At 68.4% G+C, this 13,210-nt stretch carries 18 protein-coding genes and 1 riboswitch; of the genes, 4 read left to right on the top strand and 14 right to left on the bottom strand.

Annotation, left to right across the window (positions count from 1 at the left end):
- Positions 1–84 precede the first annotated feature (84 nt).
- From HMPREF2886_RS03660 to nrdR, 13 genes are all read right to left on the bottom strand, one after another.
- Entirely contained in the window at positions 85–882 is a 798-nt protein-coding gene (locus HMPREF2886_RS03660) for a cobalamin-binding protein (RefSeq protein WP_058018191.1), read from the bottom strand.
- Positions 882–1,301, bottom strand: coding sequence for a hypothetical protein (locus HMPREF2886_RS03655; protein ID WP_058018192.1), 420 nt, complete (start codon positions 1,299–1,301; stop codon positions 882–884). Before HMPREF2886_RS03655 ends, HMPREF2886_RS03660 begins: the two co-directional genes overlap by 1 nt.
- Positions 1,298–1,915, bottom strand: coding sequence for a GTP cyclohydrolase II (gene ribA / locus HMPREF2886_RS03650; protein ID WP_033977696.1), 618 nt, complete (start codon positions 1,913–1,915; stop codon positions 1,298–1,300). Before ribA ends, HMPREF2886_RS03655 begins: the two co-directional genes overlap by 4 nt.
- Positions 1,916–2,045: 130 nt before the next feature.
- The gene (locus HMPREF2886_RS03645; protein WP_033969680.1) at positions 2,046–2,690 is read right to left on the bottom strand and encodes a TIGR02281 family clan AA aspartic protease; all 645 of its coding nucleotides are present in this window, start codon (positions 2,688–2,690) and stop codon (positions 2,046–2,048) included.
- A gap of 2 nt (positions 2,691–2,692) precedes the next feature.
- Complete coding sequence (locus HMPREF2886_RS03640; protein WP_033969679.1) at positions 2,693–3,439, bottom strand: substrate-binding periplasmic protein; 747 nt, start codon at positions 3,437–3,439, stop codon at positions 2,693–2,695.
- An 8-nt stretch (positions 3,440–3,447) separates the two neighbouring features.
- Positions 3,448–3,963: a phosphatidylglycerophosphatase A family protein gene (locus HMPREF2886_RS03635; protein WP_003093304.1), complete on the bottom strand. Its 516-nt coding sequence runs from the start codon at positions 3,961–3,963 to the stop codon at positions 3,448–3,450.
- Complete coding sequence (thiL, locus tag HMPREF2886_RS03630; RefSeq protein ID WP_070746810.1) at positions 3,956–4,924, bottom strand: thiamine-phosphate kinase; 969 nt, start codon at positions 4,922–4,924, stop codon at positions 3,956–3,958. Before thiL ends, HMPREF2886_RS03635 begins: the two co-directional genes overlap by 8 nt.
- A gap of 18 nt (positions 4,925–4,942) precedes the next feature.
- Positions 4,943–5,422: a transcription antitermination factor NusB gene (nusB, locus tag HMPREF2886_RS03625; protein WP_003093308.1), complete on the bottom strand. Its 480-nt coding sequence runs from the start codon at positions 5,420–5,422 to the stop codon at positions 4,943–4,945.
- Complete coding sequence (gene ribE, locus HMPREF2886_RS03620) at positions 5,419–5,895, bottom strand: 6,7-dimethyl-8-ribityllumazine synthase (protein WP_003093311.1); 477 nt, start codon at positions 5,893–5,895, stop codon at positions 5,419–5,421. Before ribE ends, nusB begins: the two co-directional genes overlap by 4 nt.
- Before the next feature lie 117 nt (positions 5,896–6,012).
- Positions 6,013–7,110, bottom strand: coding sequence for a bifunctional 3,4-dihydroxy-2-butanone-4-phosphate synthase/GTP cyclohydrolase II (gene ribBA, locus HMPREF2886_RS03615; RefSeq protein ID WP_033969674.1), 1,098 nt, complete (start codon positions 7,108–7,110; stop codon positions 6,013–6,015).
- A gap of 26 nt (positions 7,111–7,136) precedes the next feature.
- Complete coding sequence (locus HMPREF2886_RS03610; protein WP_003093316.1) at positions 7,137–7,796, bottom strand: riboflavin synthase; 660 nt, start codon at positions 7,794–7,796, stop codon at positions 7,137–7,139.
- A gap of 183 nt (positions 7,797–7,979) precedes the next feature.
- Positions 7,980–8,142: riboswitch (FMN riboswitch) on the bottom strand.
- A gap of 81 nt (positions 8,143–8,223) precedes the next feature.
- The gene (ribD, locus tag HMPREF2886_RS03605) at positions 8,224–9,345 is read right to left on the bottom strand and encodes a bifunctional diaminohydroxyphosphoribosylaminopyrimidine deaminase/5-amino-6-(5-phosphoribosylamino)uracil reductase RibD (RefSeq protein ID WP_070746808.1); all 1,122 of its coding nucleotides are present in this window, start codon (positions 9,343–9,345) and stop codon (positions 8,224–8,226) included.
- Positions 9,342–9,806, bottom strand: a complete 465-nt coding sequence (nrdR, locus tag HMPREF2886_RS03600) for a transcriptional regulator NrdR (protein WP_003107181.1) — start codon at positions 9,804–9,806, stop codon at positions 9,342–9,344. Before nrdR ends, ribD begins: the two co-directional genes overlap by 4 nt.
- A gap of 185 nt (positions 9,807–9,991) precedes the next feature.
- Here nrdR and HMPREF2886_RS03595 point away from each other — a divergent pair, with 185 nt between their 5' ends.
- From HMPREF2886_RS03595 to trxA, 3 genes are all read left to right on the top strand, one after another.
- On the top strand, positions 9,992–10,462 hold the full coding sequence (locus tag HMPREF2886_RS03595) for a YbaY family lipoprotein (RefSeq protein WP_033969669.1): 471 nt from the start codon (positions 9,992–9,994) through the stop codon (positions 10,460–10,462).
- A complete protein-coding gene (locus tag HMPREF2886_RS03590) occupies positions 10,459–11,121 on the top strand; it encodes a class I SAM-dependent methyltransferase (RefSeq protein ID WP_070746806.1) in 663 nt (220 codons plus the stop codon). The genes HMPREF2886_RS03595 and HMPREF2886_RS03590 overlap by 4 nt, the downstream gene beginning before the upstream one ends.
- A gap of 71 nt (positions 11,122–11,192) precedes the next feature.
- Positions 11,193–12,062, top strand: a complete 870-nt coding sequence (trxA, locus tag HMPREF2886_RS03585; RefSeq protein WP_070746804.1) for a thioredoxin — start codon at positions 11,193–11,195, stop codon at positions 12,060–12,062.
- A gap of 24 nt (positions 12,063–12,086) precedes the next feature.
- Here trxA and HMPREF2886_RS03580 read toward each other — a convergent pair whose 3' ends face one another.
- Positions 12,087–12,443 carry a hypothetical protein gene (locus HMPREF2886_RS03580; RefSeq protein ID WP_033977701.1) on the bottom strand — a complete coding sequence of 119 codons (357 nt, stop codon included), beginning with the start codon at positions 12,441–12,443 and terminating at the stop codon, positions 12,087–12,089.
- A gap of 337 nt (positions 12,444–12,780) precedes the next feature.
- Here HMPREF2886_RS03580 and HMPREF2886_RS03575 point away from each other — a divergent pair.
- Positions 12,781–13,210 (top strand): contractile injection system protein, VgrG/Pvc8 family (locus HMPREF2886_RS03575; RefSeq protein WP_256562482.1); only part of this gene is annotated, 430 nt, incomplete at its 3' end.

Here is a 13,210-nt window from a genome sequence, read left to right as displayed (position 1 = left end):
TATTCGCCCTACCCCCCAATTGCCGTAGGGCGAACAACGCCGCCGGCGTTATCCGCCGATACAGCGCGCGATACCGGCAAGCATTCAGCGCGCCCCGGCGAGCGAGCGGCAGAGTTTCTCGGTCGCCGCCAGCATGGCGAAGCTCGGCCGCTCGAGGTTCTTGTCTTCGATCCGGTACAGCTGTCCGCGCCGCGTCGCCGCCAGCGCCGGCCATTTCCGCCAGAGTTCGAGCTGGGCGTGACTGCCGGCGACGATGGCCGCCGGATCGCGCGCCAGAACCGCCTCGACGCTGACCTGCGGCGCCGGCTGCGGCAGATCGTCGAACAGGTTCTCGGCGCCGCAGACGCGCAGCGCATCGCTGATCACCTGGCGTCCGCCAATGGTGTACAGCGGCCGGTCCCAGACCTGGTAGAACACTTTCAGCGGCTTGTCCCGCCGGTAGCGCTCGGCCAGGCGCCGCATGCCTTCGCGGAACCTGGCCGACAACCGCTGGCCGGCCTCGGCCTCGCCCACTGCCTCGCCCAGCGCAGCCAGTTGCAGGGCCAGTTCGTCGAGGCTGTGCGGTTCGGCGATGAAGAGGGCGATGCCGAAGTCCCGCAGGCGCTGCAACTGCGCCTCGGGCACGCTGCCGGGCCAGACCAGGATCAGATCGGGCTGTAGCTCCAGCAGGCGTTCGAGGTTGACCTGGCCATAGCGGCCGACGGAAGGCAGGTCGCCAATCGCCGCCGGACGCTCGCCGCCATCCAGCACGCCGACCAGGCGGCGCGCGGCGCCGAGTTCGAGGACGCTGTCGGTCAGCGAAGGCGCCAGGCTGACCACTCGCTGCGCCGCCCCGGCGGAAAGGCTGAGGAGCAGGCAGGCGAGCAGCCAGAACGAGCGCATCAACCGAGTTGACGCGGAATACGGTAGAGCCAGAACAGCACCAGGCTGGTGACCCCGAGCAGGATCAGCGCAACGCCGTTGAGCCCGGCGAACACGCCCGGCACGGCGATCCAGGCCGGCAGGCTGGCGCCGAACAGGGCCTTGCGGCGCACCTGCGCCAGGCGGGTCCAGGCGGCGGCTTCCTCCGCCGTATCCAGCGCTTTCTGGGTGGCGATCAGACCACGCTTGTAGGCACCGAACAGCGGCAGGTTGACGAACATCGACAGCAGCGCGGCGATGAACAGCGGCATCGCCAGGCCATGGGGAAGGGGTTGCAGGTCGCCGAAGAAGAACTCGACCAGGATCAACGGCAACAGCGCCAACGCCAGTTGCAACCACCAGGCGCGTCCCAGCGCGCCGCGGGCTTGCTGGCGACTCACGTGGTTTCCGCCTCGCCCTGGTGCAGGCTGCCGAGCATATGCCCGAGCTTGCCGGCCTTGGTCGCCAGGTAGCGCCTGTTGTGCTTGTTCAGGCCCTTTTGCAGCGGCACGCGCTCCGCCACGGTGATGGCGTAGCTTTCCAGCGCCTTGACCTTGCGCGGATTGTTGGTCATCAGGCGCAGGGAGGAGACGCCCAGGTGCGCGAGCATCGGCTGGCACATGGCGTAGTCGCGCTGGTCGGCGCCGAAACCCAGTTGCAGGTTCGCCTCGACGGTGTCGGCGCCGCCATCCTGCAATTCATAGGCACGGATCTTGTTCAGCAAGCCGATGCCGCGACCTTCCTGGCGCAGGTAGAGGAGCACGCCGCGGCCCTCCTCGGCGATGGCGGCAAGCGCGCCTTCCAGCTGGAAACCGCAATCGCAGCGCAGGCTGAACAGCGCGTCGCCGGTCAGGCATTCGGAATGCAGGCGGCCAAGCACCGGCGCGCCATCGGCGACGTCGCCCATGCTCAGGGCTACATGTTCCTTGCCGCTCTCCTCGTCGAGGAAACCATGCATGGTGAATTCGCCGAAGGGAGTCGGCAGTTTGGAGGCGGCGACGAACACGACGGACACCGGGGAACTCCTAGGGAAACGGAAGTCCGCCATTGTACCAGCAGCGTCCGGCGCCCGGTCAGCTCGAAATGCCGCAAATACCTATCGAGATGGACGATGAATAGAACCCCGGGTTATGAGCGAGCAACATTCAATGCTTGGCCTCGATAAGCAGCATCCCCTGCTCCTCGCGCCAGCGCACCCGGTTGAGGAAACTCATGCCGAGCAGGGCTTCGGTCGGATAGCCACCCTCGATCACCGCGGCCTCGACACCCAGCAACTCGATACCGCCGACCTTCACGCGGTCCAGGGTCACCCGCCAGCCGCGCGAGGTTCCGCTGGCGGTGGAGGCGACCATCGGCCTGCCGTCCACCCGGTAATCGATACCCAGGCGGCGCGCCTCGTTCTCGTTCATGGCGATGCTGGTGGCGCCGGTATCCACCAGGAACTGCATGTTCTGCCCGTTCACCGAGCCGGCCACCCAATAGTGCCCGCCGGTGCCGCGGGCGATGCTGAAGCTTTGCCGCTGCGGCGCCGAATAGCCCGCCTCGTTGTATTCGCGGCTCAGTTCATAGGTACGCTCGACGCCGTCGATCCGCAGTACCGCCTTGCGACTGTCGGCACTGACCACCTGGACACCCTGCGGGCCGGTCTGGCCGACCCTGACCAGCTTGCGCTGGCCATCGACGTTGAGTACCGCCGCGCCGGGGAACAGGCCGACCACGAACACCTGGGGCGCGGCCAGCGAGGGCAGCGCGAGAACGCTGGAAAACAGGGCGACGCACAGGCGCAGCATGATCACTCCTTGGGTGGCAGGATTGCCTTCAACGGCGCATAGGGCCAGTTCCAGCGGGCAAAGATCCGCTCCAGCTCGCCGCTGGCATGCAGCTGCCGCATGCGCCGGTCGAACAGGGCCAGCAGCTCGCGTCCCCTGGGGGAGTCGGAAAAGCCAAGATACAGCGGCAGGCGCGTGACGTCGGTGATGCGGTACTCAGCCGCCAGCGCTCCGGCCCCTGCAAGCATTTCCTCCAGTTCCGGACGCGAATCGATGAAATAGTCGACCCGGTGGTTGAGCAGCATCGGCAGCGCCGAGGTGCGGCGCTGCAACTCGCTGTGCGGGGTCAGGGTGGGGAAATAGCGGGCGAAGGCGTAGCCACGCATCCATGACAGGCGGAACCGGCTCAGGCCTTCCAGTGGCGGCGGCGGATTGTCTTTCAGGGAAAGCACGGCGATCGGATCGACGTCATAGGGCCAGCGAGGGTAAAGCGCTTCGTCGACTTCCCCGCGGTAGGCGCCGACCCAGGCGTCGGCCTCGCCGCGCAGGACCAGGCCGACCGCCCGGGTATAGGGCTCGTTGGCGATCCGCAGGCGTACCCCGGCCGGCTCGTAGACGGCCCGCAGCAGGTCCCAGGCCACCCCGCGACCGTCCTCCTGGGTGTAGCGCGTCCAGGTTTCGCTGACCACGCGGATCTCGCCCACGGAGGGGGCGGTGGAAGCGACGCCGGGCAGCAGCCACAGGCAGCAGAACAGGACGAGCAGACGCATGGGAGGCCTCAGACCAGCCAGTGTACCCATCCCCAGACTAGACCCTGCATGACCAGCCAGGCGAATACCCCGGCCAGGACGTCGTCGAGCATGATCCCGACGCCGCCGTGCACGTTGCGGTCCACCCAACTGATCGGCCAGGGCTTGAGAATATCCACGATGCGGAACACGACAAAGCCGATCAGCAGCCACCACCAGCCCTCCGGCACCAGCCAGAGGGTTATCCACATGCCGACCATCTCGTCCCAGACGATGCCTTCGTGGTCGTGCACGCGCAGGTCGTCGGCGACCTTGCCGCACAGCCAGAAGCCGAACAGCATGGTCACTCCCAGCATCAGCCAGTAGCCCCAGTCCGGCAGCATCTGCCACAGCGGGATGAACGGGATGGCCACCAGCGACCCCCAGGTGCCCGGCGCCTTGGGCAGGGTGCCGGAGCCGAAGCCGAAGGCGAGGAAATGCCAGGGGTTGCGCCAGACCGACGGCGGCACCGGCTGCGCCGGCGCCTGATCAGGATGCTCAGTCACGTTGGGTTCCGAAATGTTGGTAACCGGCCGCGGCCGGTATGAGTTCCTTTCCGTCGGCGTCGAGCAGGTGCACCCCCTGTCCCGCCTCGACCCGGCCGATGACGGCCATGGCCGGCCACGCGGCGCGAATCTCGCCAAGGTACTCAGGCGGCAGGGTGAAGGCCAGCACGTAGTCGTCGCCGGCGGCCAGTTGCTGGCGCAAGGCTTCCTCGCCGGCGAGCAGGCCGCTCAACGCGGCGCTTGCCTGCAAGCGCTGGCATTCGACCAGCAGGGCGACGCCGGAAGCGCGGGCGATATGTCCGCAGTCGGCGAGCAGCCCGTCGGAGATGTCCAGGGCGGCGCTGGCCTTGCCGCGCAGGGCGAGGCCCAGACCGAATTGCGGGGCCGGCGTCCAGTAGCGCGCCAGCAGCGGTTCGGCCACCTCGGCGGGCGCCGATCTTCGCTCCAGCACCAGTTCCAGCGCCGCTCCAGCCTCGCCGAGCGGGCCCCCGACGCAGAGCAGGTCGCCCGGGCGCGCACCGGCGCGGGTCAGCGCCTGGCCGGCCGGCACCCTGCCGAATACGGTGAGGGTCATGCTCAGCGGGCCGCGCGTGGTGTCGCCGCCGACCAGGGCCAGGCCGCACTGCCGGGCCATGGCGTCGAGGCCGCGGGCGAAGCCCTGCAACCACTCGGGGTCGGCCTGCGGCAAGGTCAGGGCCAGGGTGAAGGCCAGGGGCGCGGCGCCCATCGCCGCCAGGTCGCTGGCGGAGACCGCCAGGGCGCGCTGGGCAAGAAGGAAAGGGTCGCAACCGGAGGGAAAATGCACGCCTTCCACCAGGGTATCGGTGGAGACCGCCAGCTGTTCGCCGGCTGGCGGCGCCAGCAGCGCGCAGTCGTCGCCGATGCCGAGGGCCACGTCCGCCGCCGGCGCCGCGCAGGCGGCCGCGGCGAAGAAGCGGCGGATCAGCTCGAACTCACCCATGACGCCGCCGGCGCTGGATCAGCGCTTGCCGCCGCGCAGCTCGGCGGCGCGCAGGCGCGGCGCCAGCTTGTCGAGCACACCGTTGACGAACTTGTGGCCGTCGGTGGCGCCGAAGGTCTTGGCCAGCTCGATGCCCTCGTTGATCACTACCTTGTAGGGCACGTCGATGCGGTTGCGCAGCTCGTAGGTGGACAGCCGCAGGATGGCCAGCTCGACCGGGTCGATCTCGGCCAGCGGGCGGTCCAGGCAGGGCTCGAAGGTGGAGTCCAGCTCGCTCTTCTGTCGCGGCACGCCGTGCAGGATCTCGTGGAAGTAGGCGCCGTCGACCTCGGAGAAGTCGTTGTCGGTACGGAACTGCGCCTCGATCTCGTGCAGGGGCTGGCCGGCGATCTGCCAGGAGTACAGGGCCTGGACGGCCAGGCTGCGGGCCTTGCGGCGAGCGGCGGTCTTGCCTTTCGGCGGCTTGGCTGCCGGGTTGCCGCTGTCTTGATTGCTCACTTGGCCTCCAACTGCGCCAGCAGGCTGACCATTTCCAGGGCAGACAGCGCGGCTTCGGCGCCCTTGTTGCCGGCCTTGGTGCCGGAGCGCTCGATGGCCTGCTCGATGGAGTCGACGGTGAGGACGCCGAAGGCGACCGGGATACCGAACTGCAGGGACACCTGGGCCAGGCCCTTGGTGCACTCGCCAGCCACGTATTCGAAGTGCGGGGTGCCGCCACGGATCACCGCGCCGAGGGCGATGATGGCGTCGAAGCCGCCTTGCTGGGCGACCTTCTGGGTCACCAGCGGGATCTCGAAGGCACCCGGGGCGCGGATGATGGTGATCTCGCTTTCAGCCACGCCGTGGCGGACCAGGGCGTCGACGGCGCCGCTGACCAGGCTTTCCACGACGAAGCTGTTGAAGCGGCCGACCACCAGGGCGTAGCGGCCTTTGGGGGCAATGAAGGTACCTTCGATGGTCTTCAGGGTCATGAGCAGGTCTCATCTGTTAAAGAGCCGGGACGCCGTTGCGCCCCGAGCGAAAAGGGTCGAAAGGTCCGTCCGGCATAGCGCCCGCCGCGATCTTGCACGCGGCGGGCGGGACAGGCCTTATTCGGCGGGCAGGTATTCTACAACTTCCAGGTCGAAACCGGATATCGCATTGAAGCGCATCGGCGCACTCAGCAGGCGCATCTTGCGCACGCCGAGGTCGCGCAGGATCTGCGAACCGGCACCGACGGTGCTGTAGGTGGTGGTGGCCTTGGGCGCCGGGGCCGGCGCCGAAGCGATCTCGCGGACGTGGGCGAGCAGGTCGTCGCCGCCGATCTGGTGGCCGAGCAGCAGCACCACGCCACTGCCCGCCTCGGCGACCTTGGCCATCGCCGCGCGCAGGCTCCAGCGGCCCGGCTGGTTGACCTGCAGCAGGTCGCGCAGCGGGTCCATGTTGTGCACGCGGACCAGGGTCGGCTCTTCCGCGCAAACCTTGCCGAGGGTCAGCGCCAGGTGCACGTCGCCCTCCACCGAGTCGCGGTAGGTGATCAGGTTGAAGTGGCCCAGTTCGCTGTCCAGCGGCTGCTCGGCAATGCGCTCGACGGTGCGCTCGTGGATCAGCCGGTAGTGGATCAGGTCGGCGATGGTGCCGATCTTGATCCCGTGCTCGGCGGCGAACGCCTCCAGTTCGGGCCGGCGGGCCATGCTGCCGTCGTCGTTCATCACCTCGCAGATCACCCCGGACGGCTCGAACCCGGCCATCCGCGCCAGGTCGCAGGCCGCCTCGGTGTGCCCGGCGCGAGCCAGGGTACCGCCCGGCTGGGCCATCAGCGGGAAGATGTGGCCGGGGCTGACGATGTCGGCGGCCACGGCGTTCTTCGCCGCCGCAGCCTGCACGGTGCGGGCGCGGTCCGCGGCGGAGATGCCGGTGGTGACGCCCTCGGCGGCCTCGATGGAGACAGTGAACTTGGTGCCGAAGCCGGAGCCGTTGCGCTGCACCATCAGCGGCAGGCCGAGGCGCTCGCAACGCTCGCGGGTCATCGGCATGCAGACCAGGCCGCGGGCATGCTTGACCATGAAGTTGATGTCTTCGGTGCGGACGCATTCGGCGGCCATGATCAGGTCGCCTTCGTTCTCGCGATCCTCGTCATCCATCAGGATGACCATCTTGCCTTGGCGGATGTCTTCGATCAGTTCGTCGATAGTATTGAGTGCCATGGGCACCCCCTTATGCAATTCGTGGGTTACTTGAGAAAACCGTTCTCGGCGAGAAACGCTTCGCTGATGCCGGAGGCGCTGGGTTCGGCGGCCTTGTCGCCAAGCAGCAGGCGCTCCAGGTAACGGGCCAGCAGGTCGACCTCGAGGTTGACCCGGCGTCCGGGCTGGTACTCGGCCATGATGGTTTCGCTGAGCGTATGCGGGACGATGGTCAGCTCGAACTCCGCGCCGTTCACCGCGTTCACCGTGAGACTGGTGCCGTCGACGGTGATCGAGCCCTTGTGCGCGATGTACCTGGCCAGTTCGCGCGGGGCGCGCACGGTGAACTGGATGGCGCGGGCGTTCTCCTCGCGCTTGAGCACCTCGCCGACGCCGTCGACGTGGCCGCTCACCAGGTGTCCGCCGAGGCGGGTGGTCGGCGTCAGGGCCTTTTCCAGGTTCACCCGGCTGCCCACCTTCAGGTGCTGGAAGGCGGTGCGCGCCAGGCTCTCGCGGCTGACGTCGGCCCAGAAGCCATCGCCGGGCAGTTCCACCGCGGTCAGGCAGACGCCGTTGACCGCGATGCTGTCGCCGAGCTTGACGTCGCCCAGGTCGAGCTTGCCGGTGGCGATGTAGACCCGCAGGTCGCCGCCCTTGGGCGTCATCGCGCGGACGCTGCCGATCGACTCGATTATGCCGGTGAACATGCGACCTCCCGTTTTTCCGCCGCACAGGCGCGCAGCATGGCCGGCGCGACGCCGAGTGGCCTGCGTGGCATAGCGCGGGTATTCCAAGATGAAGACATATGACGAACTCCTGTTTCGTGAAAAACAGGGCTTTTTGGATCGAAGGGGATCTTGCGGGCGCACAGGGTACGCCCAGGCAGGCAATCCCGTTCTCTCTTTATCCGGACTATGACCGTCGGCCCCGGAATCGCACCGGGTCTGCTGACCTTGTCGTCCGGCGGAGGCCGGTCCGGCAAGCGCTCGCGGGCTAGGCGCCTTGCGCGCCATTACCGCCGGTGGGGACTTTCACCCCGCCCTGAGAACGTTGCGGCCACCGAGGTGGCCGTGTGGCGTTTTACCACAGTTGCGCCGCTTGTGCATCGTCCGCCGCGTCGCCGCGCAGCGAAGTTCAGGCGTCCTGCGGACGGGGCCGCGCGGTGACCAGCCAGTCGTCGCCCACCGCGCGGATGTCATCGATCCGCAACTGCGCCGCATCGGCCATCCGCGCCAGCGGCCAGTCGAGCAAAGGACGGGCGCTGGAGCCGAGGAACTTCGGCGCGACGAACAGCCGGTACTCATCCACCAGCCCCAGCCGGGCGAAGGCGCCGGCCAGACACGGGCCGGCCTCCACCAGCACTTCGTTGGCGCCGCGCGCCGCCAGTTCCAGGAGCAGCTTGTGCAAGTCGACGTGGCCCTCGGCGGAGGGCAGCGCCAGCAGTTCGTGGCCGGCGTCCTGGAAGCGTTCGCGCGCGGAGGCGGCGGCGCAGGTCGCCACCAGCGCCGGGCCAGCCTGGTAGAACGCCGATTCCAGCGGCACCCGCAGGCGCCCGTCGACCAGCACCCGCAACGGCTGGCGAGCCGCGGCGAGCGCGGTAAGCTCGGCGTTCAGGCCCAGTTCGTCGGGGCGTACGTTGAGCCGCGCATCGTCCGCCAGCAGCGTATCGGCGCCGGACAACACCACGCTGGAGCGAGCGCGCAAGCGCTGCACCGCCGAACGCGCGGCGGGGCCGGTGATCCACTGGCTTTCCCCGCTGGCCATGGCGGTGCGCCCGTCCAGGCTCATCGCCAGCTTGACCCGGACGAACGGCAGGCCATGTTCCATGCGCTTGATGAAACCGATGTTGAGTTCCCGCGCCTCGGCCTCGAGGACCCCGCTCTGCACCGCGATGCCGGCCTGCATCAGACGCAGCAGGCCGCGACCGGCGACCTCGGGGTTGGGATCCTGCATCGCCGCGACCACCCGCGCCACCCCGGCGCCCACCAGCGCATCGGCGCACGGCGGGGTGCGGCCGAAGTGGCTGCAGGGCTCGAGGGTCACGTAGGCGGTGGCGCCGCGTGCATTCTCGCCGGCCTGGCGCAGGGCATGGACCTCGGCGTGCGGCTCGCCGGCGCGGACGTGCCAGCCCTCGCCGACCACCTGGCCGTCCTTGACCAGCACGCAACCGACGCGCGGATTCGGATGGGTGGAGTACAGCCCCTGGCGCGCCAGCTCCAGGGCGCGGGCCATGTACAGCGGGTCGGCGGCGCTCATTCCTTGGCCGGCTCGCGGGCGAGGCGTTCGATCTCCTCGCGGAATTCGTTGAGGTCCTGGAAGCGCCGGTAGACCGAGGCGAAGCGGATGTAGGCGACTTCGTCTAGCTTCTGCAGCTCGGCCATCACCAGTTCGCCCAGCACCCGCGACTTGATCTCGCGCTCGCCGGTGGCGCGCAACTGGTGCTTGATGTGGCCGATGGCCGCTTCCAGGCGCTCGACGCTGACCGGACGCTTCTCCAGGGCACGCTGCATGCCGGCGCGCAGCTTGTCCTCGTCGAACGGCTGGCGGCTGCCGTCCTGCTTGATCAGGCGCGGCATGACCAGCTCGGCGGTCTCGAAGGTGGTGAAGCGTTCGCCGCAGGCCAGGCACTCGCGGCGCCGGCGCACCTGATCGCCCTCGGCGACCAGTCGCGAGTCAATCACTTTGGTGTCATGGGCACCGCAGAAGGGACAATGCATGGTGCTGATACAGGCGTAGCTGAAGGAAGCCGCATGGTAGCGCATCCGCGCCCGACCGAGCACCCGCAGAATCGACTGGCGCCGGCACGCTGGGAAAGGCGAGAGGAATCGGACGTTGCGGCCTACGCGAAGCGCGACAAGAATCACACTTTGCGCTATACAAGCGCCGCCCGGATTCCACCGCTATGGAGCAGCCCATGACCCTGCGCCCGATCGCCCTGCTGGCCGTCCTTCTCCTCGCCGCTTGTTCCAGCGACAAGCCGAAGCCTGCGCCAACGCCGCAAGCTTCGCGCAGCGTGACCATGGTCGAGCCGGTGCTGCCGGCCCACCTGCGCGAGCTGAGCGGAACGCTGAGCAGCATCCAGGGCAGCCTGCCACGCGGTAGCGAGGTGCAGATGGCGCTGCTGGTGATCGACGAGCGCGACCGCCCGCAGCGGCTGCTGGCCAGCGAGACGGTGCTGGCCACCGGTGAACTCATGCCCTTCCGCCTGCCGTTCAACCCCGAATCCTTCCCGCCGGCCGGCGGCGCGCTGCGCGTCGAACTGCACGCCCGGGTGATCCAGTCCGGCCAGTTGGCCTGGCGCCTGCATCCGTTGCGGATCGCCCAGCCGACCACCCAGGCCCTCGGCGAACTGCGCCTGGTACGCGCGCCGTGACGGCACCGCAAGCCCTGACCCAGGAGCTGGGCGAGCTGCTCGGCGACGCCCGGCTCAGCGCCACCGCGCTGCCCGGCACCGACCTGCGCCTGTGGCTGATCGACGCGCAGAACATGGACCGCCAGTTCAGCCCGGAGGAAACCCGCCGCATCCTCGAGGAGCCGCCGTACTGGTGCTTCTGCTGGGCCAGCGGGCTGGTCCTGGCGCGCTGGCTGGCGGAGCGCCCGCAGTGGGTCCGCGGCAAGCGCGTGCTGGACTTCGGCAGCGGCTCCGGGGTGGCGGCGATCGCCGCGGCCCGCGCCGGTGCCGCCGAGGTGGTGGCTTGCGACCTGGATCCCCTGGCGCTGGCAGCGAGCCGGGCGAATGCCGAACTGAACGGAGTGGAGCTGAGCTATTCGGCGGACTTCTTCGCCGAGGACGATCGCTTCGACCTGGTCCTGGTGGCCGACGTGCTCTACGACCGCGCCAACCTGCCGCTGCTCGACCAGTTCCTCAGCCGCGGCCGCCAGGCGCTGGTCGCCGACTCGCGGGTCCGTGACTTTCGTCATCCGCTGTACCGGCGCCTGGACGTGCTCGACGCCTGTACCTGGCCGGACCTCGCCGAGCCCGCCGAATTCCGCCTGGTCAGCCTGTATCACGCCGAACGCGGGCAAGCCTGAGGCACGGGCTTGTTTGCGCGCGGCGCGCCCCCACTTATAGTGGTCACCACCTTGCGTTTCCGAGAATCGACATGAGCGATACGCCCTACATCTTCGACGTCACCGGCGCCAACTTCGAGCAGCTGGTCATCGAGAACTCGTTCCACAAGCCGGTCCTGGTGGACTTCTGGGCCGACTGGTGCGCCCCGTGCAAGGCGCTGATGCCACTGCTGGCGCAGATCGCCGAGTCCTACCAGGGCGAATTGCTGCTGGCCAAGGTCAACTGCGACGTCGAGCAGGACATCGTGATGCGCTTCGGCATTCGCAGCCTGCCGACCGTGGTCCTGTTCAAGGATGGCCAGCCGGTCGACGGTTTCGCCGGCGCCCAGCCCGAATCGCAGATCCGCGCCCTGCTCGAACCCCATGTGAAAGCACCGGCGCTGCCCGACGAAGACCCGCTGGAAGTAGCCCAGGCGCTGTTCGCCGAAGGCCGCATCGGCGACGCCGAAGCGACCCTGAAAGCCCTGCTGGCGGAGAACAACGAGAACGCCGCGGCGCTGATCCTCTACGCCCGCTGCCTGGCAGAACGCGGCGAACTGGGGGAGGCGCAGGCCATCCTCGACGCGGTGAAGAGCGACGAGCACAAGCAGGCCCTGGCCGGCGCCCGCGCGCAGCTGACTTTCCTGCGCCAGGCTGCCGACCTGCCCGACAGCGCAGAGCTGAAGAGCCGCCTGGCGGCCGATGCCGGCGACGACGAGGCAGCCTACCAGTTGGCTGTCCAGCAGCTCGCCCGGCAGCAATACGAGGCGGCTCTGGACGGACTGCTCAAGCTGTTCCTGCGCAACCGCGGCTACCAGGACGACCTGCCGCGCAAGACCCTGGTGCAGGTCTTCGACCTGCTCGGCAACGACCACCCGCTGGTCACCGCCTACCGCCGCAAGCTGTACCAGGCGCTCTACTGAGTCGCCGAGCCCCGTCCGCGGGGCTCAGTCCTCCAGCCAGACGAACACCTGGGTGCCGTCGACCACCTCGATCTTGACCCGGGCGTCGTGCCGCAGGCGCACCAGCAGTTGCTTGGCGGCGCCGGCGTTGCCGCTGAACGCCTCCAGCTCCGCCAGCAACTGCGGCCCCTCGATCCGCCCGCTGCCACGCAGCAGGTCCTGGGCGGTCTGCCACAGGCGATCCACCGGCGCTGCCGAGGCCGGCGCCCTGGCCGCCGCGGCCTGCGGCTCGCCCAGCGGCGGCGGGGGCACGTGTTGCGCCAGCTGCCGCCAATCCTCGGCGTCCAGTTCCAGGGTCAGGTCCACCGGCCAGTCGCCGATGCTTCCGCGAATCCGCACCATCTCGTTTCTCCACAAGCGAATCGCGCCATGCTCCCACGTCGGCGCGGCAGGGCCAAATAGGACTGACAATTTCTGTCTCATCAGTTAACTGCTAGTCCAAAGCACTGGATGAACTTCGTTGCAATTGCGTAAAGCAATAACCATCAGATATTTCCTTACCGAAATGAAGAGTTCTCTGATGTTCCGACATCAAGACTGAAGTGCAGGATCGGGGGCTTGGATGCCTATGAGCACTTGCCTTCGTTTCCGCTAAGCGTTTCAGGATGAAAGTGGGGGCTCGGATCACGGCCCGGCTACCGCTCAGCGTGCGCGGAGCAAGACCAGCAGGGAGCACCGCATGTCCATCCGATGCGATTTGCGCTTCACCTTCACCGCCGGCGCCGGCGCCGAGGCATTCGAGGTCGTCGAGTTCCACCTCGTCGAAGGCCTCTCCGAGCCCTTCCACCTCGATGTCCAGCTCAGCTGCGCCAATGCCGCCGTCGACTTTGGCCAGGTCCTCGACCGTCCCGCGCTGCTCACTATCTGGCAGGGCGGCCAGCCCGTACGCTACGTGCACGGCTCGGTCACCTCGTTCCAGCAGGGCAACACCGGCTTTCGACGCACCCGCTACCGCGCCATCGTCGAGCCACGCCTGGCCCGCCTGCAGCTGGCCTCGGACTGGCGCATCTTCCAGACCCTCCCCGTGCCCGACATCGCCCAGGCCGTGCTGAAGAAGCACGCCATCACCCTGGACTACGAGCAGAAGGTCACCCACCCCCACGCCCCGC

The organism is Pseudomonas sp. HMSC066A08 (assembly GCF_001813025.1).
GTDB classification, from domain to species: Bacteria; Pseudomonadota; Gammaproteobacteria; order Pseudomonadales; family Pseudomonadaceae; genus Pseudomonas; species Pseudomonas aeruginosa.
This window is presented reverse-complemented; position numbering and strand designations above follow the sequence as displayed.

What these genes read in the sequence shown, in the direction of transcription:
- HMPREF2886_RS03660 (WP_058018191.1), bottom strand. Translation starts at nt 882, where the DNA reads ATGCGCTCGTTCTGGCTGCTCGCCTGCCTGCTCCTCAGCCTTTCCGCC.
- HMPREF2886_RS03645 (WP_033969680.1), bottom strand. Translation starts at nt 2,690, where the DNA reads ATGCTGCGCCTGTGCGTCGCCCTGTTTTCCAGCGTTCTCGCGCTGCCC.
- HMPREF2886_RS03640 (WP_033969679.1), bottom strand. Translation starts at nt 3,439, where the DNA reads ATGCGTCTGCTCGTCCTGTTCTGCTGCCTGTGGCTGCTGCCCGGCGTC.
- thiL (WP_070746810.1), bottom strand. Translation starts at nt 4,924, where the DNA reads ATGGGTGAGTTCGAGCTGATCCGCCGCTTCTTCGCCGCGGCCGCCTGC.
- ribE (WP_003093311.1), bottom strand. Translation starts at nt 5,895, where the DNA reads ATGACCCTGAAGACCATCGAAGGTACCTTCATTGCCCCCAAAGGCCGC.
- ribBA (WP_033969674.1), bottom strand. Translation starts at nt 7,110, where the DNA reads ATGGCACTCAATACTATCGACGAACTGATCGAAGACATCCGCCAAGGC.
- HMPREF2886_RS03610 (WP_003093316.1), bottom strand. Translation starts at nt 7,796, where the DNA reads ATGTTCACCGGCATAATCGAGTCGATCGGCAGCGTCCGCGCGATGACG.
- ribD (WP_070746808.1), bottom strand. Translation starts at nt 9,345, where the DNA reads ATGAGCGCCGCCGACCCGCTGTACATGGCCCGCGCCCTGGAGCTGGCG.
- nrdR (WP_003107181.1), bottom strand. Translation starts at nt 9,806, where the DNA reads ATGCATTGTCCCTTCTGCGGTGCCCATGACACCAAAGTGATTGACTCG.
- HMPREF2886_RS03595 (WP_033969669.1), top strand. Translation starts at nt 9,992, where the DNA reads ATGGAGCAGCCCATGACCCTGCGCCCGATCGCCCTGCTGGCCGTCCTT.
- trxA (WP_070746804.1), top strand. Translation starts at nt 11,193, where the DNA reads ATGAGCGATACGCCCTACATCTTCGACGTCACCGGCGCCAACTTCGAG.
- HMPREF2886_RS03580 (WP_033977701.1), bottom strand. Translation starts at nt 12,443, where the DNA reads ATGGTGCGGATTCGCGGAAGCATCGGCGACTGGCCGGTGGACCTGACC.